The organism is Streptomyces sp. NPDC020490 (assembly GCF_044335305.1).
Taxonomy (GTDB): Bacteria; Actinomycetota; Actinomycetes; order Streptomycetales; family Streptomycetaceae; genus Streptomyces.
This window is the reverse complement of record NZ_JBIRUY010000009.1, coordinates 109,237-133,775: the sequence shown is the minus strand read 5'-3', so window position 1 is coordinate 133,775 and position 24,539 is coordinate 109,237. Positions and strand designations below refer to the sequence as shown.

21 protein-coding genes are annotated in these 24,539 nt (G+C 68.8%); 17 read left to right on the top strand and 4 right to left on the bottom strand.

What is annotated here, in order from left to right:
• The first annotated feature begins 7 nt into the window (after positions 1-7).
• From ACH4ZX_RS12470 to ACH4ZX_RS12445, 6 genes are read left to right on the top strand one after another with little or no spacing between them, the layout of a single operon-like run.
• Entirely contained in the window at positions 8-5,086 is a 5,079-nt protein-coding gene (locus ACH4ZX_RS12470) for a phage tail tape measure protein (RefSeq protein WP_398271438.1), read from the top strand.
• Entirely contained in the window at positions 5,086-5,979 is an 894-nt protein-coding gene (locus ACH4ZX_RS12465; RefSeq protein ID WP_398271436.1) for a hypothetical protein, read from the top strand. The genes ACH4ZX_RS12470 and ACH4ZX_RS12465 overlap by 1 nt, the downstream gene beginning before the upstream one ends.
• 33 nt (positions 5,980-6,012) lie before the next feature.
• Entirely contained in the window at positions 6,013-6,945 is a 933-nt protein-coding gene (locus ACH4ZX_RS12460; RefSeq protein WP_398271434.1) for a hypothetical protein, read from the top strand.
• A gap of 10 nt (positions 6,946-6,955) precedes the next feature.
• A complete protein-coding gene (locus ACH4ZX_RS12455; RefSeq protein ID WP_398271432.1) occupies positions 6,956-8,050 on the top strand; it encodes a hypothetical protein in 1,095 nt (364 codons plus the stop codon).
• A gap of 5 nt (positions 8,051-8,055) precedes the next feature.
• A complete protein-coding gene (locus ACH4ZX_RS12450; RefSeq protein WP_398271430.1) occupies positions 8,056-10,344 on the top strand; it encodes a hypothetical protein in 2,289 nt (762 codons plus the stop codon).
• A gap of 21 nt (positions 10,345-10,365) precedes the next feature.
• On the top strand, positions 10,366-11,682 hold the full coding sequence (locus tag ACH4ZX_RS12445) for a glycoside hydrolase family 6 protein (RefSeq protein ID WP_398271428.1): 1,317 nt from the start codon (positions 10,366-10,368) through the stop codon (positions 11,680-11,682).
• An 8-nt stretch (positions 11,683-11,690) separates the two neighbouring features.
• Here ACH4ZX_RS12445 and ACH4ZX_RS12440 read toward each other — a convergent pair whose 3' ends face one another.
• On the bottom strand, positions 11,691-13,244 hold the full coding sequence (locus tag ACH4ZX_RS12440) for a hypothetical protein (protein WP_398271426.1): 1,554 nt from the start codon (positions 13,242-13,244) through the stop codon (positions 11,691-11,693).
• 299 nt (positions 13,245-13,543) lie between these two features.
• Here ACH4ZX_RS12440 and ACH4ZX_RS12435 point away from each other — a divergent pair, with 299 nt between their 5' ends.
• The 3 genes from ACH4ZX_RS12435 to ACH4ZX_RS12425 are packed head-to-tail and all read left to right on the top strand — an operon-like array spanning position 13,544 to position 14,973.
• A complete protein-coding gene (locus ACH4ZX_RS12435) occupies positions 13,544-14,419 on the top strand; it encodes a peptidoglycan-binding protein (RefSeq protein ID WP_398271424.1) in 876 nt (291 codons plus the stop codon).
• A gap of 27 nt (positions 14,420-14,446) precedes the next feature.
• The gene (locus tag ACH4ZX_RS12430) at positions 14,447-14,710 is read left to right on the top strand and encodes a hypothetical protein (RefSeq protein WP_398271422.1); all 264 of its coding nucleotides are present in this window, start codon (positions 14,447-14,449) and stop codon (positions 14,708-14,710) included.
• A gap of 17 nt (positions 14,711-14,727) precedes the next feature.
• A complete protein-coding gene (locus ACH4ZX_RS12425; protein ID WP_398271420.1) occupies positions 14,728-14,973 on the top strand; it encodes a hypothetical protein in 246 nt (81 codons plus the stop codon).
• A 241-nt stretch (positions 14,974-15,214) separates the two neighbouring features.
• Here ACH4ZX_RS12425 and ACH4ZX_RS12420 read toward each other — a convergent pair whose 3' ends face one another.
• Together ACH4ZX_RS12420 and ACH4ZX_RS12415 are read right to left on the bottom strand one after the other, a co-directional pair.
• Positions 15,215-16,324, bottom strand: a complete 1,110-nt coding sequence (locus ACH4ZX_RS12420; protein WP_398271418.1) for a hypothetical protein — start codon at positions 16,322-16,324, stop codon at positions 15,215-15,217.
• A gap of 374 nt (positions 16,325-16,698) precedes the next feature.
• Entirely contained in the window at positions 16,699-17,937 is a 1,239-nt protein-coding gene (locus ACH4ZX_RS12415; RefSeq protein ID WP_398271416.1) for a PD-(D/E)XK nuclease family protein, read from the bottom strand.
• Positions 17,938-18,066: 129 nt separating this feature from the next.
• Between ACH4ZX_RS12415 and ACH4ZX_RS12410 the strand changes: the two genes are divergently transcribed.
• Positions 18,067-18,804, top strand: coding sequence for a hypothetical protein (locus ACH4ZX_RS12410; RefSeq protein WP_398271414.1), 738 nt, complete (start codon positions 18,067-18,069; stop codon positions 18,802-18,804).
• A gap of 15 nt (positions 18,805-18,819) precedes the next feature.
• On the opposite strand, the gene ACH4ZX_RS12405 is transcribed toward ACH4ZX_RS12410, so the two are convergent.
• Positions 18,820-19,485 (bottom strand): hypothetical protein, encoded by a 666-nt coding sequence (locus tag ACH4ZX_RS12405; protein WP_398271412.1) that lies wholly within the window; start codon positions 19,483-19,485, stop codon positions 18,820-18,822.
• Positions 19,486-19,601: 116 nt separating this feature from the next.
• On the opposite strand from ACH4ZX_RS12405, the gene ACH4ZX_RS12400 reads away from it, so the two are divergent.
• From ACH4ZX_RS12400 to ACH4ZX_RS12370, 7 genes are all read left to right on the top strand, one after another.
• Positions 19,602-20,006 carry a hypothetical protein gene (locus ACH4ZX_RS12400; protein WP_398271410.1) on the top strand — a complete coding sequence of 135 codons (405 nt, stop codon included), beginning with the start codon at positions 19,602-19,604 and terminating at the stop codon, positions 20,004-20,006.
• A gap of 82 nt (positions 20,007-20,088) precedes the next feature.
• Positions 20,089-21,258, top strand: coding sequence for a recombinase RecT (locus ACH4ZX_RS12395; protein WP_398271409.1), 1,170 nt, complete (start codon positions 20,089-20,091; stop codon positions 21,256-21,258).
• A gap of 59 nt (positions 21,259-21,317) precedes the next feature.
• Positions 21,318-22,415, top strand: a complete 1,098-nt coding sequence (locus tag ACH4ZX_RS12390) for a PD-(D/E)XK nuclease family protein (protein WP_398271407.1) — start codon at positions 21,318-21,320, stop codon at positions 22,413-22,415.
• 215 nt (positions 22,416-22,630) lie between these two features.
• Positions 22,631-22,960, top strand: coding sequence for a hypothetical protein (locus ACH4ZX_RS12385; protein ID WP_398271405.1), 330 nt, complete (start codon positions 22,631-22,633; stop codon positions 22,958-22,960).
• On the top strand, positions 22,957-23,781 hold the full coding sequence (locus tag ACH4ZX_RS12380) for a helix-turn-helix domain-containing protein (RefSeq protein ID WP_398271403.1): 825 nt from the start codon (positions 22,957-22,959) through the stop codon (positions 23,779-23,781). Before ACH4ZX_RS12385 ends, ACH4ZX_RS12380 begins: the two co-directional genes overlap by 4 nt.
• Positions 23,782-23,828: 47 nt before the next feature.
• A complete protein-coding gene (locus ACH4ZX_RS12375) occupies positions 23,829-24,098 on the top strand; it encodes a hypothetical protein (protein ID WP_398271401.1) in 270 nt (89 codons plus the stop codon).
• Positions 24,099-24,197: 99 nt separating this feature from the next.
• Entirely contained in the window at positions 24,198-24,509 is a 312-nt protein-coding gene (locus tag ACH4ZX_RS12370; RefSeq protein WP_398271399.1) for a hypothetical protein, read from the top strand.
• Positions 24,510-24,539: the final 30 nt, after the last annotated feature.

Below are 24,539 nucleotides of genomic sequence, written 5' to 3'. Positions count from 1 at the left end.
CGGGCGGATGGCGACGTACAACCTCACCGTCCAGCTGACGGCACAGGCCAACAGCCTCATCACGGGGCTGCGTTCGGCCGCCGATGCCGCTCAGGCCCTGGGGCTGCGTACCCGCGAGCTCGATCACCGACTCGACGCGCTCGACGCCTCCAGTCGACGTACCTCCCGGCAGGTCGATCTCCTCGGCGCCCGCGCACAGGCAGCCGCGACCCGGCTCGGCGCCCTCGGTACGCGCGGCGGCCGGACGGGCGGTGATCTGCGCCGTGCCGGCAGGGACGCCGGCGTGTTGGAACGCTCCCTCAGCGGTGTCGGCCGCCAGGCCGGCGCCCTCGCACGCCTCCTCGCTGGAGGTGCCCTCGTCCTCGGCACCGGCCAGCTCGTCGAGGAGGGCAACCGCTACCAGCGGCAGATGAACGCGTTCCAGGCGGTGACCGGTGCGACCGCCGGGCAGATGCGGCGTGCCGCCTGGATGGCCAACCAGCTCGGCAACGACCTCACCCTGCCGGCCACCACCGCGGCAGACGCCGCCGAGGCCATGGTGGAGCTGGCCAAGGCGGGCTTCCGCACCGACCAGGCGATCACCGCGACCCGCGCATCGCTCCAGCTCGCCTCCGCCGCCGGGGTCAGCGCGGCCGACTCGGCCCGCTACCTCGGCGACGTCATGGACCAGTTCGGCCTCGGCGCCGACCAGGCGGCGCGTGCCTCCGACATCCTGGCCGCCACCGCGAACAACGCATCCGGCGGCATCATCGACATCTACTACGCGATGCGGTACGCCGGTCCGGTCGCCGCCGGCCTCGGCGTGAGCATGGAGGACGCGGCCACCGCGGTCGGCATGCTCGGCAAGGCCGGCATCCTCGGGCAGACGGCCGGTACCGCGTTGCGCGGCATGATGGCCAACCTCGCCGCGCCCACCAAGGAGATGCGCGAGGGCCTGCGGGCCCTCGGCATCCAGGCGTGGGACGCGCAGGGACGCTTCAAGGGTCTGCGGTACGTCATCGAGGAGCTGAGCCGCGCCCAGCACGAGATGTCCCAGCAGGACTTCACAGCCGCGGTGAAGAAGGCGATGGGCAAGCCCGCCATGTCGGGCGCCATCGCGCTCGCCCACCAGGGCACCGAGTCCTTCGACGCGCTCAGCCGGGCCGTCCGCGAATCAGGCGCCGCCGCGCAGATCACCGCCGCCCGCGGACAGGGGCTCGCGGGCGCGATGACCCTGCTGCGCAAGCAGACGCAGCAGACGGGACTGGCGCTGTACGACGCGATGGCGCCGGGCCTGGAGTACGTCACCCGGCTGATGACGCACGGGATGTCCGGGGCGACGCCGCACCTCGTCGCCGCCATCGAGTACGGGCGCGACCTGGCCACCCTGTACGGGCCGGAGCTCAAGGACAGCGCCCGTAGCGGCCTCGGCGAGCTGGTCGACGAGGCCGAGCAGCTCCTCGGCCCGCTGCAGGCCATCGGCGAGCACGGCCTGGCCGCAGGGCTGAACCTCCTCGTCAACGCGGTCCGCGCCCTGGGGGATGTCCTCGCCAACGCCGCCGAGGGCGCGGTGCCGGTCGCCTCCGCGCTCGGCGTGCTCGGCGACGAGTCCAGCGGCGCCAGCACCGGCCTCGACCTCCTCGTCACGACCGCCGACCTGGCCATGTCGGCGGTTGCCGGGCTGTCCGCCGTACTCGTCCCGGTGGGGGAGGCCGTCGGGTCCCTGGTGCGGGCTTTCGGCTCGCTGCCCGGCCCCGTGCAGACGGCGGTAGCCGCCATGTTCCTCGCTAGGCGCCTCACCCCGGTGCTCGGCGGACTCGCCTCCACGGTGAGCGGCCGGCTCACCGGGGCGTGGCGGAGCTTCGGCGCGCAGATGCAGCTTCAGCAGAACCTGGCCGCGCGTGCCGGGATTTCTCTGTCGCGGTACGCGGCGGCGTTCGCCGTCCTGGAGACGCGAATTCCCGTCGTGGGACGGATGGGCGCGGCCTTCCGCAGCGCCCAGGGACCTACCAGCGGCTTCACCAGCACCCTCAACGGCGCGGTCCGGGCGGCCGGCGTCGGACTCCTCGGCGCTGGACGTGGCCTGGTCGCCTTCATGGGAGGGCCGTGGGGCGCCGCGATGGTCGGGGCCACGTTCGTCCTCGGCCTGCTCGCCGACCGGCAGCGGAAGGCGGCCCAGGCCGCGGCCGAGCACCAGCAGCGGGTGAGCTCGCTCACCGACGCCCTGCGCGAGTCCGGCGGTGTCATCGACGACAACGTCCGCCGCGCAGCCGCCCAGACGCTGCTCGACACGCAGGTACGCGACGGCAAGGCGAAGCTCGTCGACGTCATGGAGCGCGCGGGCGTCTCCATGACCGAACTGACCGATGCCTACCTGGGGCAGGGCCGGTCACTGGGGGACCTGCAGGCGCAGCTCGACGCCACGGCGGAGGCGAACGTCCGGTGGCTCGCGACTTCCGGAGGCGCCGCCAAGGCGTACACCGACGAGGGCCTGAAGGCCAAGGAGGCCGCCGACGCCCTGGGAGGGCTCAAGGGTGAGATGAGCGAGTCGGTGAAGAACGCCCGGCGTCTCGCCGAGGCCGGCAGCGGCACCGGGGACGGCGCGAGCGCCTACGACCGGCTCAAGAAGGCCGTGGGGGAGCTCGCCGACACGACTGCCGACGCCGACACCCGCACCCGCGCCCTCAAGGACGCCCTCGACCTGCTGTCCGGCGGCAGCATCTCCCTCCAGGCCGCCGAGGCCCGCGTCAACAGCGCCGTCCTCGACGTGAACGAGGCCCTGGAGCACGGCGTCGACAAGGCCGACGGCTTCGGCAGGGCGCTGCTGAGCAGCAACGGCACGCTCAACACCACCACGCGCAACGGCCAGCAGCTCTACCAGTCCCTGACCTCCCTCAGCGACGCCGCCGCCGACGCCGCCGTCTCCGCTTACTCGCTCGCACAGCAGAACGGCCAGTCGCTCTCAGCGTCCCTCTCCGCCGCCCGCGCACAGATGCAGAAGGCTCGAGCGGCAGCGGTCGACGCGGCCCAGGGATACGGCCTCACCCGTGAGCAGGCCGAGCGGGTGGCCGACACCCTCGGCCTGTTGCCGTCGAAGGTCTCGCTGCTGCTGGAGACCGACGGCATGGACACGGCGCTCGCCGATCTCCTCGCCGTCCAGGCCGAGTTCGACCGCTTCCCGAAGAAGACCACGATCCATGTGGACTCCCTCAGCGCGGAGGCGCGGAAGGACCTCGAGGACCTCGGCTTCAAGGTCAAGACGATCCCGGGCACTCGTCAGATCAAGATCACGGCACCGACGAAGGGCACCCGCGGCGCGCTGAAGGCGCTGATCGACGATCTCGGCCGGGTGCCCAGCCGCAAGCGCGTCAGCGTCACCGCGGTGACCAGGGCCGCCATCAAGGACCTCGAGCGCGTGCAGGCCCGCGTCCGCGCGACCAAGGGCAGGACCATCACCATGCGCGCCCCCACCGCGGAGGCCCGTCGGCAGCTCGAACTCCTTGGTTTCAGGATCAGGGACACGAAGGGCAAGAAGGTCACCATCACCGTGCCGACCGGCACGCAGAAGGCCAACGTCGAAGCCCTGGCCGGCGCGATCAGGAGTCTGCGCGACAAGTCGGTGACCATCACCACGCACCACGTGAGCGTCCTGGAGTCGATCGTCAAGCAGTCCTCCAACACCGCCGACCTGTTGCGTAAGCAGGCCGACAACCTCAGCAAGCACGCCGACGGGGCCGTGGTCGACTACTTCGCCGGGGGCGGCGTACGGCAGGAGGACCACGTCGCGCAGATCGCCCCGGCCGGCGCCTGGCGCGTCTGGGCGGAGCCGGAGACGGGCGGCGAGGCGTACATCCCGCTCGCTCCCGCCAAGCGCGCCCGCTCCCGGCGCATCGCGGAGGAGACCGTACGGCGCCTCGGCGGCGGCCCGGTCCAGTGGTACGCCTCGGGCGGCCTCTCCGACTGGTCGTACGAGGTGGAGTCCGGGCAGGAACTCGAGTCCGCCTCGACCATCCGCTCGCGCTCCACTCGCACGATCAAGCGGCACGGCGAGGAGGTCGAGGTCTTCGACCTGAACCTCTTCGAGAAGAACCTGCGCAAGTCCGCCTCCCGGGCCGCCCGGTGGCGCAGGGACCTGGCCACCGTCGCCCGTCGCGCGGGCAAGGACGTGGCCGACGCCCTCGCGGCCATGGGCGAGGACGGCGTCCAGCTGACCCACAAGATGGCCACGGGCACGACGAAGTACGTCCGCGACATGACCAAGCAGCTGGAGAAGCTCGCCGGCACCGCGAAGGCGTCTCTCAGCGACTTCACCACGCAGCTCAACCAGGCGGTCAAGGACCAGACGACGTTCGAGAAGAACCTGACCAGGCTCGCCGCCCTCGGCTACGGCGACCTGGCGGCGATGCTCGCCGAGCAGGGCGACCAGGACGCCGAGGAACTCGCCGGCGCCGCGGTGAAGGACCACAAGAAGGCCAAGAAGGCCAACGACGCCGCCAAGGCGGCCGACAGGACCCTCGCCGCCGATGATCTGGCCGACCTGCTGGACGTCATCAGCGCGATCAGGTCGCCGACGACGGGCATCCACAAGGTCGCCGACACCACCGGCCTGCAGGAGGATCGCGTCATCGAGGTCGGCAACCTCGGCAAGTCCCGTATCAAGGCCGCACTCGGCTCCCGCGCCGCGAAGTTCCTCCACGACCTGGCCAAGGCGAGCAAGGGCCTGGCGTACGCGAGCGGTGGCATCTGGGAGCCCGGCATCTACTCCTCGCCGACCGCGCTGATCAAGTTCGCGGAGGCGAGCACAGGCGGGGAGGCGTTCATCCCGCTCACACCGGCCAAGCGGGCGTCGGCCACGGCGGTGCTCGCCGATGTCGCACAGCGCTTCGGTCTGCAACTCGCCCCGTCAGAAGCGCCGTTCGCCCCCGTGCCGGTCCGTACGGTCGACGCCCGCCCCGCCGGCTCTGTTCAGGTCGTCGTCGTACGGGAGCAGCAGCCGCTGATCGGCACGATGCCCGTCACCGTCTCCTCACCTCAGGCCACCCCGCAGCAGATCGGCGCCGAGGTGATGCGCCGCCTGCGCAACGCGCAGAGGGGAGGCCGGTTGTAGTGGCGGACCTCGCCGAGTGGCAGATGGAGATCGCCGGCGTCCTCATCGGCGCCGGAACCGACGTGCTGGTGGGCGACGTCGAGGGCCTTGGCGTCCCGGAACTCCGTACACAGGATGTGGACAACCCGGCCGGTGACGGCGCCTTCCCGGGTGTCGACCTCTACGCCGCCCGGACGATCCGTATCGAAGCAGGTATCCGCACCGCGGGCGACCCGGCCGCCGCCCTCGACGTCCTCGCCCGACTTCACCGGGCCGCCGACGACCCCGCCGTCCGGACCGGTGCGGGCACGCAGACGGTACTGCGCGTGCGCTGGCCCGGCCGTACGACGCGCCGCCTGTACGGACGACTCCGCCGCGTCGAGGCGACGAGCACCACGAACACGCTGCACGGCTGGATCCCGCTCGACCTGGAGTTCGCCGCCCTCGACCCGCGGTTCCACGCCGACGACGCCTACGCCCTCACCCTGGCCTTGTCCGCCGACGGCCTGGGCGGCTTCCGAGCCCCGCTCGTCGTCCCGCTGACCACCGGCGTCGCGATCCCCGACGAACGGCGCGGCTGGGTCCGCAACGACGGAGACCTGGCGGCGTGGCCGTCCCTGAGGATCACCGGCCCGTGCACCAACCCGCGGATCCGGCACGTCGAGTCCGGCCGGGTCATCGAGCTGTCCGTCGCACTGCGGAGCGGACAGTGGATCGACATCGAGACCCGACCCGGCACCCGTTGGGTCCTGCGTGACGGAACGGGCAACCTCGCCCCTGCCCTGTCGTCCGCCTCCCGTCTGGACGCCTTCGTCATCCCGCCCGGCACCAGCGAGATCTGGTGGACCGCCCGCGACTACAACAACGCCACCCGGCTGGCCGTGACCTGGCGCTCGGCCTACGCGGCCCTGTGACCGCCCCACACCCTAGACCTGGAGGAGCTGTTCGTGACCCTCATCAACCCCCCGCTGCTCACACACGGCGGTACGCACGCCGCCCGTGCCTTCCGCATGATGGTCCGCGACCTCGCCCGGGGCTCGCAGGGCGTGACCGAGGGCGACGATCTCAAGGTGAGACAGCTGTCCACGCCCGGCGCCGGTGTGCGCGTCATGGACGGCTCCGCGGTGATTCGCGGCGCGGCGTGGGGGCAGGGCTCGTACACCCAGTACAACGTCGGCGAAGCCACGGTGCCCGTCGCACCCACGGGCGCCAGTGCCCGCTCGGACCTGGTCTGCCTTCGCGTCGAGGATCCGGAGTACGAGGGCACCCGCGACCCCGAGACGGACGAGATCGGCTACTTCCACGTGGTCAGCAACGTCTCGGCCACGACGACCACCGCGCCGACCGGCATGACCGCCATCCCCCTCGCCCGGATCGACCTGCCGGCCAACACCACCCTCGTCACCGATTCGATGATCACCGATCTGCGACGGATCGCGAACCCCCGCCGCGAAAGGACGCTCTACACGGCGTTCCCCGGCTCGACGAGCACGCTGACGTACTCCGACAACAAGTGGCACACCTGGCCGACCGCGGCCAAGTGGTCCGTCCCCGTGCCGCCCTGGGCCACCACGGCGAAGGTGGTGACCATCATCGCGGGGCTTCGACTGACCCGCGCGGACGTCTACGCCCGCATGCAGAACGTCCTCGGCGGCATCCTGCCGGGGCAGGACACCGCCGTCGACGACGACCAAGGCAAGGGAACGCGCCGCAACACCGTCGTCCTGGCCGACACCCTGTCCATCCCCGCCGCCCTGCGCGGCACCACGCAGAATCTGTACTTGCAGACGTACATGTCGAAGAGCGAGACCGGTGACCTGTCGGTCGACGGCGCCACGTCACTGGTCGCGGACGTCGAGTTCACCGAGGGCGTCCGGTGAGGCCGACGCGATGAGCACCCCGTACCGCTACAGCAGCTGGGATGCCCTGACCGGCGAACCACTCGCCTCCGACCTGCCGCTGTCGCAGGTCGAGTTCGGTCTGTCCCGCAACGCCGCCGGCGACTTCTCCGGCCGCCTGGAACCACGCTTCGCGCACCTGCTCAGGGAGCAGCTGGACCCGGGCAACACGCTTCTCACCGTTGAGCGGAACAGCACGCTGCTCTGGGGCGGCATCGTGTGGCGGGCCGAACCGGAAGGCGCCGCCTACCCGATCGAGGCCGCGGGCTGGGGCAGCTACCTCCAACGTCGCCACGATGTCCACGGCAACCTGAACGGCCGCGGTCCGTACACCTACGCCGACCCCTGTCAGGTCATCCGCGACGTCTGGGCGTACGCGCAGTTCCAGCCCGACGGCGACCTCGGCGTCACCGTGGACACCACCACCAGCAAGGCGAAGGCCGGCACCCCGGCCGAGCCGTACAGCACCGACTGGTGGGAGGCTCCCGTGCTCGGCGAGGTCGTCGACGACATGACGGAGATCGACGGCGGACCCGAGTGGACCGAGACGACCGGCCGGGTGGCTGGGGGTCGGCCCGGCGGCCGCATCCGTCTCGGCTGGCCGCGCCTAGGGGCCCGCCGGACCGACATCTCCTTCACGTCCGGCATCAACGTCGCCGCCACCGTCCCGATCACCTATGACGCCGACGAGTACGCCCAGGTCGTGATCGCCCTCGGTGCCGGTGAGGGCCGCAACCGGCGCCGCGCAGTCGATGCGGTCCGCAACGGACGCCTGCGCCTGGAGCACGTCCTCGAGGTCCCCGCCGAAAAGGGCAACGACCGGCTCGCCGCCCGGGCACGCACCGAACGCACGGCCCGTCAGGTCCTCGGCGAGGTCACCGAGATCCAGGTTCTCGACCACCCGGCGGCACCCGTCGGCAGCTGGCAGATCGGCGACGACGTCCGCGTCTCCCTCCACGACCAGTGGTCGGAGTTCGAGGGCTGGTGCCGCATCACCGCCTGGAAACTCCGCCCACCCCAGGGCAACGACCCGGAGCGCATCACGCTCACCCTCGCCCGTGCCGACCGCTTCACCTACGGGAGCTGACCACCGTGGCCGACGACCTCGCGAAGCTGGCCGCCCGCATCGCGGCGCTCGAACGCCGCCTCACGCAGCATTCCCGGACCTCCCGGCTCGCGTACTCCTCCCTCGAGGACGGCGCGGTCGAGGTGTACGACGCGGGTGGCTCGCTGCGTGCCGTCATCGGCCGGCAGCCGGACGGCACGACGGGAGTCAACGCGGTGAACGGCCCACCCCCACCGCGTCCCTCCGCGCCCCAGGTGGATCCGGTCCTCAACGGGCTACGGATCACGTGGGACGGCACCTTCGCCGACGCGGACGCCGCCCCGCTGGACTTGTCCCGCGTCCAGGTCCACCTGCTGACCTCGGCGGACACGGAGCCGGACGTGATGTGGCCGGCCGCGACGATCGAGGCGGCGTCGGGGGCGTCGGTCACCATCGCCACGAACCACTACGGCGCGCTCTGGGTCCGTCTGGTCGCCGTGAACACCTCGGGCGTCCCGAGCGCCCCGTCGAACACGGTCCAGACGTCGGCCCGCCGTGCCGCCTCCACCGACCTGGGCACCGGCGTGGTCCAACAGGGCCACATCGCCATCGGTGCCGTCACCACCCAGCACCTGGCGGTCGGCTCCGTCACGCCCGACCAGATCGCGGTCGGCCAGGGCACCAACCTGATCCCGGACCCCGGCTTCGAGGGCGCCGCCACCGCGGCCGCGGTGGCGGCTGCCGGAGCCCCCTGGTCCCTGGCCCGCGGCAGCCGCACCGGCGTAGGCGTCCGCGTGGACTGCCTCGCCGACACCGCCACCGACTTCACACTGCCGCTCGCCACGGTCCCGGTCCTGTCCGGCACCCAGCTCTACCTCGCCGTCGACATCCTGGTGTCCGAGGACCTCGACGCCCAAGCCGTGAAGATCCTCGCCCGCTGGGAGAACGCGGTGGGAACGGCCCTCGGCCAGGGAGTAGTCGAGAAGACCGACGCGGTGCCGGGCATGTGGCAGCGCATCACCGGCCAGGTCGCCGCACCGCCCGGCACCACCCAGGCGGTGATCACCCTGGAGGCGTCCGCCGCGTCGACCGGTTGGGCCGTCTTCGACAACGCCGAGGCGCACACCATCTTCGGCCGGGTGGTCGGAGGCGCCCGGGCCGAGCTCGGCCCCGACGGACTGCGCCTGTACGACGAGTCCGGAGAAACGGCGGTGTCCCTCGTCTCCGGCGCACCTCAGTACCTGACCCTCCGCAGTGGCGGCCAGGCCGTCGCGACCATCGACACCCAGGGCAACGCGGGCTTCGCCGACCTCAACGTCGCCGGCGAACTCACCATCGACGGCGACCCGGTGTCGGACCTGCTTGGCGCCGGCCCGAAGGGCATCGTCGCCCGCGCCCACCCCAGCGCCACCGTCACCTCGACGGGAACCGAGATCGGCTACTACGAGCTGCCGTTCACGGCGGAGGCCGGGCGGCTGTACCGGGTCCGTTTCGAGGCGACCGCGGACCTCGACAAGGCCACCGACGGAGAGATCCGCCTCTACCTGCGCGACGGCGGAACCGCCAAGCCCACGATCACCTCGACACTGCGAGAGACCACGATCCTCACCCCCGCGCACACCGGCCGCTACCAGCGCGTCGGCCTGGAGCACGTCACCAGCACCAGGACTATCGGCACCGGGCTGCACCGCCTCCTGCTGTCCTTCCACAACTCCGGCGGCACCAGCGGCCAGACTCTCGAACTCGGCCTCACGACGACCGGCCGCACAAACGCCTTCTACGTGGAGGACATCGGCCCGGAGATCCCTGTCACCGGCGGATACAACACCGGCGGCGGAAGCGCAGCCGACCCTGTGCAGACCTACACCAAGACGTACAGCGCCTCGTGGTCCGGTTCGTACGCCAACCGCTCCGGTTACAACTCGTACTACGGCAACGCCTGCCTGCAGGGCTACTACAGCAGCAACAACGGTGTCCAGGCTGCGCTGATCGGCTTCCCGGCGCAGCTGGCGACCGACCTGTCCGGCGCGGTGATCCAGAAGGCGGAGATCTACCTCTACTTCGACCACTGGTACAACGCCGGCGGCGGTACGGCCGTCATCCGTGCGCACTCGCACACCTCGCGGCCGACGAAGTTCTCCTGCGACGCCGAGGCCAAGAGCGTCACCTGGTCCCGTAACCAAGGCAAGTGGGTGGACATCACCTCGGTCTTCGACTCCACCAAGTGGAGGGGAATCGCCCTGGACCCCAACTCGACCAACCGCACGTACTACGGCCGCGCCCGCGGAGTCGGCCAGACGTACCCACCCAAGCTCCGCGTCACGTACACCAAGTGACGTCCGACGAGAGGAGACCCGGTGCCCGCCCGCTACGGGGACCTGATCACGAACGGCAGCTTCACCAACGGCTTCACTGGATGGTGGAGCGCCGATCCCGCCTACGTCACCACCGCCACACCAGGCACCGGCCTGGAAGCCACCGCCACCACCGACGCTGCCAACCTGTCGGACGCCCAGGTCGGACAGGACAACCTCCTGCTGCGCCCTGGCTGCCGCTACACCCTGTCGTTCACCGCCCGGGCGAGCCAGAGCGGCACCACACTGCGGGCCCAGGTCGCCATCGGCGCCGCCCCCTGGACGCCGGCGATCGACAAGACGGTGACACTGGGCCTGGGGGACACCTGCTACACGTTCGCCTTCACCTCGCCGCTCGACACGGCAACGGGGCGGCTCACCTTCCAGTTCGGCCAGTCCACCGCGGTCACCGTCTACCTCACCGAGGTACGCCTGACCTGCAGCACGGTCGGCGAGGGCTTCTACGTCGACCCGGACTCCAGCGCCGCGAGGTGGCTGGCAGCGAATCCGGACGACCCACGCGCGAAGAAGATCGAACGGTCCCTGGTTCGACGCCCCGCCGCTCGCTGGTTCGGCGCCTGGAACGAGGACATCAAGGCCGACCTCGACACGTATGTGGCGGCCGCGGCTGCGAAGGGACAGCTCCCGATCATCACCCTCTACAAGATGTCTGGCCAGGGCTCCGGCAGCGCCCCGTCCCAGGAGGCATACCGCTCCTGGATCGACGCGGCCGCAGCAGGGATCGCAGACCGCCCAGCCCTGGTGATCGTCGAACCGGACTCCCTGGCGCAGCTGGGCAACCTTCCCACCGATGCCGCCCGAGCTGAGCGCACAGGTCTTGTGGCCTATGCAGCCGAAGCCCTCGCCGCGCTGCCAGCGGCGACGGTCTACCTGGACGGCGGCCACACCACCTCAACCCGTCCCACCGAAATGGCCACCCGCCTGCGCGACGCGGGAGTCGCGCACGTCCGCGGCTTCGCGGTCAACGTCGGGAACTTCGACGCCGTCGACGTCTGCTGCACCTACGCCACCCAGATCACCTCGGAACTGACCCGCCTCGGCGACCCGGACACCGGCTTCGTCGTGGACACCTCCCGCAACGGCAACGGCGCCATGGACGCCGAGGGGCAGCACGTCGACTGGTGCAACCCGGCCGGCCGCCGCCTCGGCGTCGCCAGCTCCATCGGGGTCGGCGGAGCCGACTACCTACTCTGGATCAAAGTTCCAGGCGACTCAGACGGATCGTGCGGCTTGGGCGAGGGGCTCCCCGTAGGCACGTTCTCGCCGCTTCTCGCGGAACGGTTGATCGACGGCTGGTAGGGCATGACTCATCTCAGGTTCGGAAATCTCGGGCGCCATCCGAATTGCCTCAGCCCTATTCTGTCCACGATGATTTCACGGTGTCCCAAGCGGAGGCTGAACGCCTCTTCGTAGAAGTGAAGGTTCCGCGTCGGCAGGTCGGGGTGCTTCAGTAGTTCGACGACGCTGCGAAGCGACGGTGGGTCTCCAGCTTCGAGAAGGTAGCGCAAAGAAGTCGCGCAGATGCCCTGGACGGAAACCGGACGCAGACAGAGTTGCTGGGGCGTGCCGACACCCCAGGTCATGTCTAGTTCACTCAGCTGCGGCCATCCTGCCGGAAGCGTTGCCACCGCAGTCCCGGACTGTAGCTCGTCACGGACTCTTCCCAACTGGTCGGCGGCGGATGTGACCAGGGTCTCGACCTTCTCCACCTCCCGCCGCGTGACAGCGTCAACGGGCCATTTGACTTCGAGACAAAGTCCCAATCCATTCTCGGCATCAACAGCAATAACGTCGAGATCGCCAGCAGGCTTGCCGTCTCCGCGCCGCACCCTCACGTTGCTTCGCGCCTCCACCCCCGGGATCGACGCAAGCCACGTCTCCCATGCCTTCGCCCGCTTTCCAAGGTTCTGCCCAACACGACCGAATCGACTCGCATCGTGAGCTGCGGTTCTCAAAGCGATGACATCAACCGCCCTTGAGGTGATGAGCGGAGGGTTGAGAATGATCTTGTCTCCGTATGCGACGAGGGGCGCAGTACGTGCGGAGCGACCTACACGATAGGTCAGCCGCTCAAGCAGGTCATCAATACGAGAAGTCGGCACCTCGGGGTACAAGTTGCTCAGAGCATTGACTAATTCTTGCCGAGTAAGGTGAGCCAGCGTGGTCTCCAACCTCGTGGCGGAACGGGCGGCCAGTTCACACAAGTCGGCGAGTCCCATGACGCCAGCCAGGAGTGCTGCGGCCACCCCCACTGTGAGCCCACTGCCGAGGTCAAATGAGTCGGGTAAATACCCTTCGGGCGATGCGCTTCTCCATGCATCGATTGACACCATCGCGCGCTCTGCGGAGGCCCTCAGAACCTCCATTGGTGGCCCTTGTCGTGACTCAACGGCTCGCGTGCTCGCCCATTTTCGCTCCATCTCGGAGAAGGGCGGTAGCTCTTTGGGGCGCGACCGAGCCTCGAGGTACATGTCGGCAGCCTCTCGGGCCGGATCCCACGAGTGGCGTACACGAAGTTCCCTCCCTCTGCGCCTTACCTGGTAAGCCCCCACTCGAACGCTGTGCTCGATTTGCTCCCAGCGTGAGAACTCGAGAGCAATAACCAGCACCTCAAATGCCGCTTCCTCGTCACACTCTCCGTCTCCGAGCGGGAGTGCGTGATGCCATTGAATCAGTAACTCAAAGAGCGTCTCCCACGGAACATCGGATTGTATTCCAGAATCAATTTCCTTAGCTCTAAACTCAGCCGCCTTTCTCAGGAGTGTGTAGATGCGGCTCTCTCCAGCCCTCCACGCACGGTGGAGGTGCAGTGCATGCCTCTTGCTGGCTATCTCTTCCAACAACTCTTCGTCCGGTTTCATGCTTCTCCTTCTCATCTGCGGTATCTGACGGTCTGCAGTCTCGACCCAGGTCCCGGTTGGAAGCGCTACTGCAGTGCCGCTGCTCACACCCAGAAGAGGATCCTCGTGTACCGAGCCGGGCAGACGCCAGCAGATGAGCGTGGTTGGAGCCCGATGGGTTAGGCTCCCCGCGCCGGGTGACCCTCCACCCTGCGATCGGTGCCGGACAGGTGCTCGAAGGTTGCTCATTCCGAGGGACCGCCAGCTGGCTCCTGGCGCTGTTGCAGTACACGGAGGCGCGGGGGAGAAAGCGTCCCGAAGTGGCTCAGCCACTGTCCGCAGACCAGTTCCTCTCCGTCCTGAAGAGATCCGGCGTCCGCGTCGTCGAGCACGGTAACTGGCGCACGCACAACCGCAACCACAAGGGCGCCTGGGGCCCGGTCCACGGCGTCATGATCCACCACACCGGCCCGTACTCCACCGAGTCCGGCATGTTGGAGCTCTGCCGCACCGGCTACACCTCGCTGCCCGGCCCACTCTGCCACGGCGTGATCGACCGCGCCGGCACGGTGCACCTCGTCGGCTACGGCCGCGCCAACCACGCCGGCTCAGGAGACGACGACGTCCTCAAGGCGGTCATCGCCGAGAAGTCGTTGCCCCCGGACAACGAGGCCAACACCGACGGCAATTCGCACTTCTACGGCTTCGAGTGCATCAACACCGGTGGCGGCCAGACCTGGCCGCAGGCCCAGCTCGACGCGATGCACAAGGTCAGCGCAGCCCTGTGCCAGGCCCATGGTTGGAGTGCGCGATCGGTCATCGGTCACAAGGAGTGGCAGCCCGGCAAGCCGGACCCTGCCGGCATCACGATGGACGACTTCCGCACGGCCGTCACCGAACTGCTGGACGGAAAGCCGACGAGTGACACCCCGGCCGCAGACGAGCCGGAGTACGCCCCCTTCCCGGGAACCGAGTTCTTCCGCGCCGGCCACCGCTCGTCCGTGATCACGGCGATGGGCAAGCGGCTCGTCGCCGAGGGCTGCGGGAAGTACGCCAAGGGCCCTGGCCCCACATGGACCGATGCCGACCGCCGCTCCTATGCCGTCTGGCAGCGAAAGCTCGGCTACTCCGGCACCGACGCCGACGGCATCCCGGGCCCGACGAGCTGGGCCAAGCTCCGCGTCCCCAAGCCCTGACCCGGCCACCGAAAGGATCTCTGCCTCATGGCAACCCGCACCGCGCCCAAGCTCTTCGCCGACATCGCCGAGCGCGCCGTGCTGACGTACGTCGAGGCACTCCTCGGCCTCCTCCTGGCATCCGGCACGACCAACCTCATCCACCTGTCCGCTCTCGAGTCGGCGGCCATCGCCGCGATCCCGGCCGGCCTCGCCGTACTCAAGGGCGCCATCGGCTCCCTCCTCGGCCGCGCCGGTACCGCGTCATGGCTCCCAGCCGAAAGCGACCCCGCCTCCACCGCCACCAACTGACCGCAGGAGCAGACGCCATGCCCGACGGAGAGATCGCACTCGAGCTCGCCGAGCTCCGTCGCGCCCTCGAAGTCGGGCTGGCGCGTATCGACGGCCAACTCGCCCTCTTGGTCCAGCGATCCGACCAGATAGACAAGGCCGTCGAGGAACTCGACGCCCGCGTCACCGCTCTCGAACGCTCGCGGTGGCCGCTGCCCGCCATCAGCACACTTACGGGGCTTGCCGCTCTCGGCCTCGGTGTCTGGTCGGCGGTCGGCCGCTGAGAAACCACTTCACCCAGGCCGGCCTTCCTGCACTTGGCCGTGTGTCTGTACGAGCTGTCCATCCCCCCGTCAGCAGGCCAACACGCCGCCCCCACCTCAACTCAACCGCCAGCCAGCGATCTTGAAACCACCGTGTCATTCCTGACTCCGCCACTGACGGACATCAACCGGTGGATCGGGCTCATTCACAGCTAAGTCCGCCCGGGCTCGCGGAGTTGCGGTGCCTTCACGGCACGATGCTCTATACCCCCCGGTCGTGTTCGCGGACGTAGGTGTAGCCGCGGGGCAACTCATGGGGACCAGCAAGGCCGGCTCTCTGGTGGTCGTGTCGGTATGCGGCTCTCGCTTCGGCGCTGGCCTCCTTGCCCAGGTGGCCTATGCGCATCAGATGACCTGCTACTCGATGGGCGCTCACGGCGTTCGCCCCGTGCCCACCTGCTGTCGGCAGGTCCTCGTGGTCCACCTCGCACACAGTGGGGGTGTAGCAGAGCAGTTCGACCGGGTTCTCACCGACACGGGCGGGGTAGCGAAGCATGCCACCCGCGCCGAGGCTGCCCCACTCCCACGTCAGCAACTTCCGTGACAGAAGGCGCTGAATCGCGTTTCCGATCTCCGCTTGCGACGTCTGTCCGGGCTCAGCCCGTTCGGTGGCGTTGCGGATCAGCGCCGGTTCCGGGAGCAGTGCGCGGCCCTGTTCGTCGAGGTACCCGAGTTCTCGCAGCGTGACCAGGACAAGCTCCTCCGTACGGTCCGCTCGTACGTCAGCGGCGGCGAGGTCACGGGTCATGATCCGCGGGTCGTAGGCGTAGCGAACCATCGTGCCGGCGAAGATGACCGGCCTGGGCAGCCGGGTGTAGGCGATGTGAAGCCTCGTCCTCGCCCTCTGGTCCCACCGCGCGGCGATCCGGGTCCCTGGGAGGACGAACGAGTGCCATGACATGCCTGTGAGGAGCGGCTGTACTCCGTCCGTCTGGAGATTGGTTCCCGGCTGGTAATCGAGGATGGGCACACGTTTGGCGCCCTGCACGAGAGCGAGTTTGCCGCTCGGTACGCGAGCGATGTTGAGGGATGTCCCCGGTGCCCGCTCAGCCAGCTCGACCGGGACGGGGAACGTACCGCGCAGCAGATGCTCCGCACGTACGTAAAGGTTCCACGTCACAGTTCGGCCGGTGCTCACAACAGAGAATGGCAGCCCCCGGTCAGGCTCCTCGACAACCACGCGGGCAAGGTCCTGGGCTTCGGGTGTTGGCGGCTCGGCATGCCGCACTGCCGACGAGGACTCGGAAACGGTGAAGGGCTGGCCGGTCTTTCCGGACAGGCTCTGCTCCGCCGCTTTGGCGTTCGCTTCCACGCGCCCATAGCAGCCGTTGCAGAACAGGGCGTCGCCATGCACAGCGACGAGCCGTGCTCTCTTCGTCTGCGTGCACCGCGAACACATGAACTCTGCGGCCGCGCCGAGACGGACAAGTTGCATGCTGCCCCGGCGGGGGTAACTTTTCGTGATTCTCTCGCCGAGAAGCGTTCCACCGACGTTCACAACAGCCAGTCCCCCCAGACGAGCCCTCCCCAACTCTCCCCAACTGAGGCAGTGCCCCGGGCAGAGTGCGAGTCAGATCCCGGGGCACCGTTCCACAAGGGAAAGAGGACGTCAGCCTACGGTGGCCGCGCCGGGTCGGACAAGGCGGTCCTTCCGCCTCCTCGCGGGCGGGACGACACTCATAGCTGTTACCCGGGTTGGCAGAAGAGTGTTTCCTCAGGGCCTTCAGATGGCTCAGTCGCCGTGCCATAGACAATCGCGTCGATTCTGGCGCTGTGAGCGGTCCACAGATCCCGGATCAGGGCGGCGGCACGCCTCGCGTAGACGTCGACAGGGTCCTGTCGCGTCCCTGCTTCTTCCAGCCCCATCGGCAGATAGTCCCAGTTCACCCCCCATTTACCCCAGGACTTCATCGGTCGGTCGACCAGCACTTGGTGAAGAGTCGGGTCGGAAAACCAGATGCCGCAGAAGGGCATGTTGTGTTGGGTCCAGTTGTCGTCATCGTGGTAGCGGTGTTCCCGCACGGCGAGCCCGACCCCGGCTCTGGGCTCGTCCTGTTCGTCCAGCCACCGTTGGTGGGCCAGCAGCACGATGCGCTCGTCGCGCAACGTGTCCTTGCCCTGAACCTCTTCCAGGCGAATGAAGGTGCGGAAGTCGCTGCCGGCGGTGCCGCAGTGCTCCGCAAGTGCCTGTGCCGTTCGGTCTGGGAGTTCCCTGAGCAGAGTCCAAGCCGCCGCCTTGGCATCGCGGAAGGCGCGGTCGTCGCCGTGTCGCAGCCAGAACCGGGCTGCCGCCTGGGACGTGGCGTCCATGCGTGTGAGCCTCCCGAGCGTCTCCAGGTAGTCGGCCGCGGTACGGCGGCCCACGATCTCGGCGGCCCGGGTCGGCGCCGGAGCCGCCGCCAGCGTTTCACGCAGGTCGAACGCCACCTCCTTCAATCGCACCGGCCTGAAGGCGTGGTGATCCGCGTCCGAACCGTCGAGGGTGAGATAGATGAAGAGTGGCGAGTCGTGAAGAGCGTGGAAGTGGCCGGCCAGGTCTCTGGTCTGGTCAGTGCTCTCCTTGGCCCTGACCTTCATTTCGATGACGACCGGCGTACCGGCTACCCAGACGACGATGTCCGCACGTCGATCCGCGTGCTCAACGCTGCCCTCCAGCACGAGTTCCCTCTGGACGCGAATCCGCTCCGGGAGCAGAGACGCCGCGAGGTCCTCGCGCCCCGACCGTCGCAGGAGGGCACCGAGCATCCGCAGACCGAGTCCATGGGATCCCGTGGGGTCGAGCAGCCACCTCAGCACGCGGCTGTGCGGGACTTCACGCTCGTCCAGCCCGAGGACCTCCATGGCGGTGGCAGCAGGCGGATTCCAGAAACCCGCCGCTCGCAGAGAGCCGATCTCCTCGTCCGCGTCCGTCCAGTTCACGCCCATGACGCCCCCTCCCCAGAACGCCGCCGCCCGTAACGATATCGATCACAGCAACGGCAGTCCCCTGAACGGTCATCCTGAGACGTACGGCGGCGGCACTTGGCACGGACCCGGCGGTCACCGGTCAGGCCGATGGTGGCCATCGAGCTGCTCGCCGCTCAACTACACTTGACGCATCAAGTGTCATGTATAGACGTACGGAGTCGAGAGGTACCGAGAATGACCGCGAGGCGGTTCCCATATCTTCTGGGGCACGCAGAGATCGCGTTCCTGTACGGCGTGGAACGGCAGACCTCCCAGCTGTGGAAGACCCGCGGCGTGCTTGGTGAGCCGGACGTGGTGATCTCCGGGAACCCGTACTGGCTCCTGCCGACCGTGCTCGGCCTCGCCGAGGACGGGACACGCGAGTACCTGCCGGAGCGGCTCGAGGAGTACAAGGCCGGCATCGACGGCGGGTACGAGGTCAGGGACGCGGCGAAGCTGCCGGACCTCGTCGGCCTGAAGGAGATCCCCTGGATCTTCGGTAAGAAGTACATGGACGTGTACCAGTGGCGGGTCCGGAAGAGCTTCGCGCCCGAGGATGCGGTGATCTCCGGCTCGCCGCTGTGGCTTCTCGACACGGTCCTCGCGGATGCCGAGCAGCGAGGACGAGTCACGGTCCAGGAGGGCATCGACCGGATCCGGGCGGGTGAACGTGAGCAGATCAAGCCCCGTGGTCGAAAGCCTTCAGCCGAGCCGAAGGCTACCCCGCCATCGCTGCCGACGACCCGAACGTTCACGCCCGCGGAGCACTCGGTCGAGGACGTGACCGCCTTCGTCTCGGAGCTCTTCGCCGGCGGGTTCTCCCTGAGTGTGCGCCCTCGTCGATAGCGGACACTTCCGTGGTCACAGCCACTCGATGTGCTTGAGCGTCGGAACCACACGGGTGGTCACGTACAGCATGACGGGGGCAACCTCACTGGCCGGGTCGAGGAGCGCACAGAGTCGGTTCCTCTGCCTCCCTTCCTCCCCGAGAATCGTCTCCCTCGTATCGATCTTGGTGACGCCGTGGTCTCCCAAGGCATCCAGGAGTTCGGCTCCGCAGGCGTCGACCAACTCGTCTGCGCTGCACCACTTCTGCTTCGGCCACCCCTCGCGGTCAGGGTCGGGAAGTACGAGGTAGACCGCCATCCGATGTTGCCAGCGCCCACGATCTTCCCAATTGTCCACCCCTGCACGTTTCTTGCCGAGAAGGGCTGACAGCGGCTTCGGCATCGTGGGTACCTGTGTCGGACGGGCTGTGACTATGTCACGCTCGCCTGTGCGCCACTGCCTGTCATGGACGAGCAGGTCCGGGTGACCACTGATGCCAAGGTGCCACACCGTTGCAATCCCGGTGGAGAACGCCCCGGAGAGGGTTTCTCCCTCGATGGGTGAACTCCCAGGTTCCTTGCTGAAAGTGAGTGAACTGCCCAGCTTGTACATGAATATCGCTTCCCCCTGGCCGCACTCGATCGACGACAGTCGTCCGCCTGCAACAGCTGCATCGTGACCTTCATACCCGTCCGCCATGGGGGAGGTAGAGGTTTCCTGCCTCCCTTCAGCCTCACGTGAACCGGAAGTTTGTGCACCGCTGGTCATGCAGCTCTAAGGTGGGGTCTACATGTGTCCCAACAATCATCAGTCAGGTGACGTTGCTGATGCATCAACAGCCCGAACTCCCGCTGGGGATAACCAGTCGCGAGCGACCGCCAGCAAGGCGGCCTCCCGGAGGTGCAAGTCTCGACGAGCGCTTCGACGCCTTCCACTCGGCACACCCGTGGGTCTACGAGGCCCTGGAGGAGCTGATGGTCGAGTGGGTCAAGTCGGGTGGCGGGCCGATCGGCATCAAGGCGCTGTTTGAGCAGCTTCGCTGGTCGTCGCGGCAGGTCGACGGCGGTGAGCCGTTCCGACTGAACAACAACTTCACCTCGCGCTATGCGCGCCTACTGTGTGCTCGGCATCCGGAATGGGCGGGAGTGTTCCAGTTGCGCCACCTCCGCACGCGTGGCCGACGAGAGCTGGAACTTGACGCCGGCGATCACGTGAAATAGTTTTTTATTTACACTCTCACCGTCTTTGACATGTGTCGTAGCAGTGTGAGGCCAATGAAGGGTAGACATGTTCGGAGGGGACATGGCCGACGCTCCGGTCACCTGGCTCGCGATCCGCGAGGACCAGAAGGCGTTCGAGGACCAGCAGTTACGCGCGCTGCGCGCGGCGTTTCCGGACCTGGTGGAAGCCAGCCCGGCTCAGCTGGGGATCTTCTTCCACTACTGCAAGGCGTCCGGGCTCGACCCGTTCGGTCGGCAGATCTACATGATCAAGCGGAAGTCGCGCGGCGAGATCCGATGGACGATCCAGACCGGCATCGACGGGTACCGGTTGATCGCCCGGCGCGCTGCCGACAGGGCCGGCGAGTCCATCGCGTACGAGGACTTCGTCTGGTTCGACGCCGAAGGCGGTGAGCACAGGGTGTGGCTGCGCGAGGAGCCCCCGGCCGCCTGCAAGGCCGTCGTCTGGCGGGGGAACTCCCGGTTCCCGGCGGTCGCCCACTGGCGGGAGTACGCGCCGAAGGTGTGGGACTACGAGGCCCAGGAGTACAAGCTCGGCGGACTGTGGCCGCAGATGCCCGCCAGCCAGCTCAGCAAGGTCGCCGAGGCACTCGCCCTGCGCCGGGCCTGTCCCGCGGACCTGTCCGGCCTGCACGTCGACGAGGAACTGCACGCGGCGGACGCCGAGGAGACCCGCCTGCGCGTCCAGGCCGCCGCCGCGCGGCTGCAGAAGGGCGAGGGGGAGGTGCCGCACGACTCGGCGCGCGACGGCGAGCAGCTCTCGTCCGATGCCGTGGTAGAGGGCCAGGTCGTCGAGGAACGGAGCGACGACGGAACGCTGAGCGACGAGAAAGCAGGGGAGGAGTCGGAGTCTCATCGGACCGATCCCCACGCCGAACTGGACGAAGTACGCCGTGAGGTGCAGCAGCTCGCAGGCCGTCTCGGCATCGACTTCGACTCCGTCAACGAACAGTGCTTCGACGACTTCGGGGTCTCCTATCAGGACGCCGACGCTGAGCAGTTGAGGGCTCTGCTCAGCGCACTGCAGCCGGGAGACGACAGCGTCGGCGACGCGTCCACACAAGCCGACCCGACAGCCGAGGCCCCGCGCACGCGCCGACGCGCGTCGGCCAAGAAGGCGGCGCCGCGCAAGGCCGCCGCGAAGAAGGCGACGACGCGGAAGACCTCCGCGGAGACGCCGGCGGCGCGGAAGTCCTCCCGCAGCAGGACGACCATCCGCCCGGCGAAGTAGCCCTCCACCAGCCCGGAGCTCCCAGCCGGGCAGGCCACCCAACAGAGTGCGAGATCTCCATGACCACCGACAGCACCGTCGACAACCTCGGCGTCCCGGTCCCCGACCTGTGGAAGGGAGCGCACCGTGACGACCGCACCAGACCCCGCTCCCGGCAGCGCCTCCTGGGCCCCTCGTCGATCGGCCTGTGCAGACGCAGGGCCGCCTATGAGGTTCACGGCACCTGGCCGACCGACCTCGCCGACAACATGCACGCCGCGATCCTCGGTACCTGGCTGCACGAGGGCATCCTCCGCATCCTGCGGGAGCAGTACGGCGCCTGGACGGAGCTGGAACTCACCGACGGCGTGATCCTCGGGCACGCCGACGCCTACTGGGCTCCAGGCCACCTCCGCCAGGCCGCCGACCAGCGGACGACTCAGGGCTTACCACCCGGCGACCTGGGCGTCGTCGAGGACGTGAAGACCAAGAGCACCCGTGCTCTCGACGTCGTCGTACGTCAGGGACCCAGCCAGGCCGAGTGGTTCCAGGTCCACCTCTACGCCCACCTGTTGAGGACCGGCGGCCTCAAGGACCATCCCGGTCTGCCGACCGGCGAACCGCTCCCCGTCGACGTCGTACGGCTCCGGTACGTGGGCCGTGAGTACGGGCAGGTCGTCGTGCACCAGCGCCCGTACGACGAGGACGTCACGAAGCAGGCGCTCGCCTGGGCCGAGGACGTTCTGACCAGCCCGGAACCGGAGGCCATGCCGCGCGACCTGGACGGCCCCGGTTTGTCGATCATCTGCGACAACTGTCCCTTCAGGACGGCCTGCTGGAAGCTCGACCAGCTCTCCGACGACCGCGCTCCGCAGACAATCCTCGCCGAGGACACCACGGCCGTCACCGAGGCGCTGCGCGCGTACGCGGACGCGGCCGAGGTGGAGAGCGCCGCGAAGAGGCGCAAGGCCAAGGCCCGCAAGATCCTGGACGCGGCCGACGCCGGCACCTACGGCGCCTTCAAGCTGTCGTGGAGCGGAGGACGTCCCCGTCCGCCGGAACCGGACCCCGAAGCGATGATCCGGATCCTCGAGGGCCTGGGCATCGACATTCCGATGCGATCCGGTGGGCGGACTTCCCGCACGATCAGCGTCTCCCGCGTTCCCGAGACCGGCTGACTTCCACACGCCCCAGGGCCACCCCGCCGCCGGCGCAGTGCGCAGGCGGCACCCCGGCCTACTCCTGATCACCGGACACGTCCTTGGAGGGGGAACCATGTCCACATCCACGTCCGCACCCCGCGACCGCCTCGCCGACGCCCTGACCCCTACGTACCGCGAGCGCTCGAGGTCGGCCTGGCACGGCCGTGACCTCGACGGCGAGGGGTGAGCCGGTGTCGCGCACCATCCACGCACTCCGAGCGCACAACGTGACGTCCGCGTCGGCTGTCGAGGGCACGGACCTCACCCGCAGGCCCGCGCGTCGCGTCTACGTCAGCACCACGACCACGGGGGTGCCCGGGATCGACTTCCTCGCCGTCGAGCGGGTCGTCAACGGGGACCTCCCACTGCCCCGCTTGAACGAGGCCGAGCAGGAACTCGCCGCCCGTCTCATGACCCGGGAGGCGCTCGGCGCCGAGGAGATCGCCGAGCGCCTCAACGTGGAGCCCCGCATCGTCAACCGCTGGCGGGCGGCCTGGAGGAAGGAAGAGGAAGGCAGTTGAGCATCGAGGCCATGGCCTGGGCCTTCCGGCAGAACATCGCCAAGCCCGGCGCGAAGCTGGTGCTGCTGGCGCTGTGCGACTTCGCCGACGAGTCGTGGTCCTGCTTCCCCGGACAGGCGACGCTGGCGGAGAAGACGAGCCAGGGAGAGCGCACCGTACGCCGACACCTGGAGTGGCTGGAGCAGGAGGGGTTCATCGTCTCCCACGCCCGGTTCTCGGACGGGCGCCGCACCAGCAACCGCTACACGATCCACGTTCCGCGTGCGCAGAGACCGCCGTCGGCGTCGCCGACCTCGTCGACCACCGGATCCGGCACCTCCGCCCAGAAGCCCAGGAGGGCTGACGGGGAGAGGGGCGGAAGGAAGACGAAACAGGCGGCCAGGATGGCCACCGGCCAGTCCGGCCACCGGCCAGATCAGGCGGAGGAACCGGCCGATCTGGCCGGGGAACCGTCAGATAACCACCAGGGCTACGCCCCCTTACCCCCGGGTGACGGTGACGTCCGCGGTGATGCCGTCGGAGACTGCCCGGCTCACCCGGACGCCCCTGCCGCCAACTGCCGCGGCTGCGGCACCAGCACCCGCGCCCGGCGCGCCGCTGCTGCGGCTCAGGAGAAACGCGAGAAGGACATGCGCGCCCGTCGCCGGGACCGCCAGTGGTTCGAGGAGGACCGCAAGCGACGGGCCCTCGCCGCCCAGCTCGAGGAGAGCGGCGCTCTGGACGGGCCGCGCCGTGCCGTGCGGGAGGCACTCAGGTGCAGCCAGCTCCCGAAGACCAAGTCAGTCGATAGACAACACTTGACACAAAGTGATCAAGGTTGATAAAATGTTATCAACATCATCGCTCAACAACCCTCGGAGGTCGACCAGTGTTCCGGCAACTGACTCCTGGCGAGTGGCGAGCGCTCGTCGACGGACTCGCCGCCCGGGGTGTGACTCCCCAGCAGTTCGCGGAGGCCCAGGAGAAGGCGCGCTCGATCAGCGAGGCTCTGGCTCGCGCCTACAGCGAGGAGGTGGGGCATCCGGTGACCCCGGTGCAGTTCGTGGCCGACGTCCTCGGCGTCGAGGGCGCCGGTCGGCTCCTCGCCTGCGCCCTGCGTGAGACCACCGGCCGCCCGGACCTGTATCGGGACATCTGACGGAGTCAGGTGTTTCAGTACGCCCCTGACATGTGTGGTGACAAAGGACTGATGCCGGTCGGAAACGGTCGGCACCCCGACAAGAGCACGAGGAAACCGATGACCAGCATCCCCCTCTCCGACATCGCCGAGATAGTGGCCGCCGCCCGCGTCCAGGGCCCGCCCGCCCTCCGTACCGATCCAGACGGCAGACCTGTGCGGGTCCTGACGCTGCGCGGCGCACGCCACGGCGAGTTGTTCGACTTCACGCTCGACGACGGTCACCGCCGATGGCGCCTCGAGTCCGTCAGCCACGAGAGCGGCATCGACATGCACAGCCGCACGCTCGGCAAGCGCCTGTCGGCCCGGCTCGACGCGCTGCACGGCATCGCGGCCGAGCACTTCGGACAACGGCTCCCGTCCCTCCCGTAACGCCCGCACCGACCACGGGCCCGGGCAGCG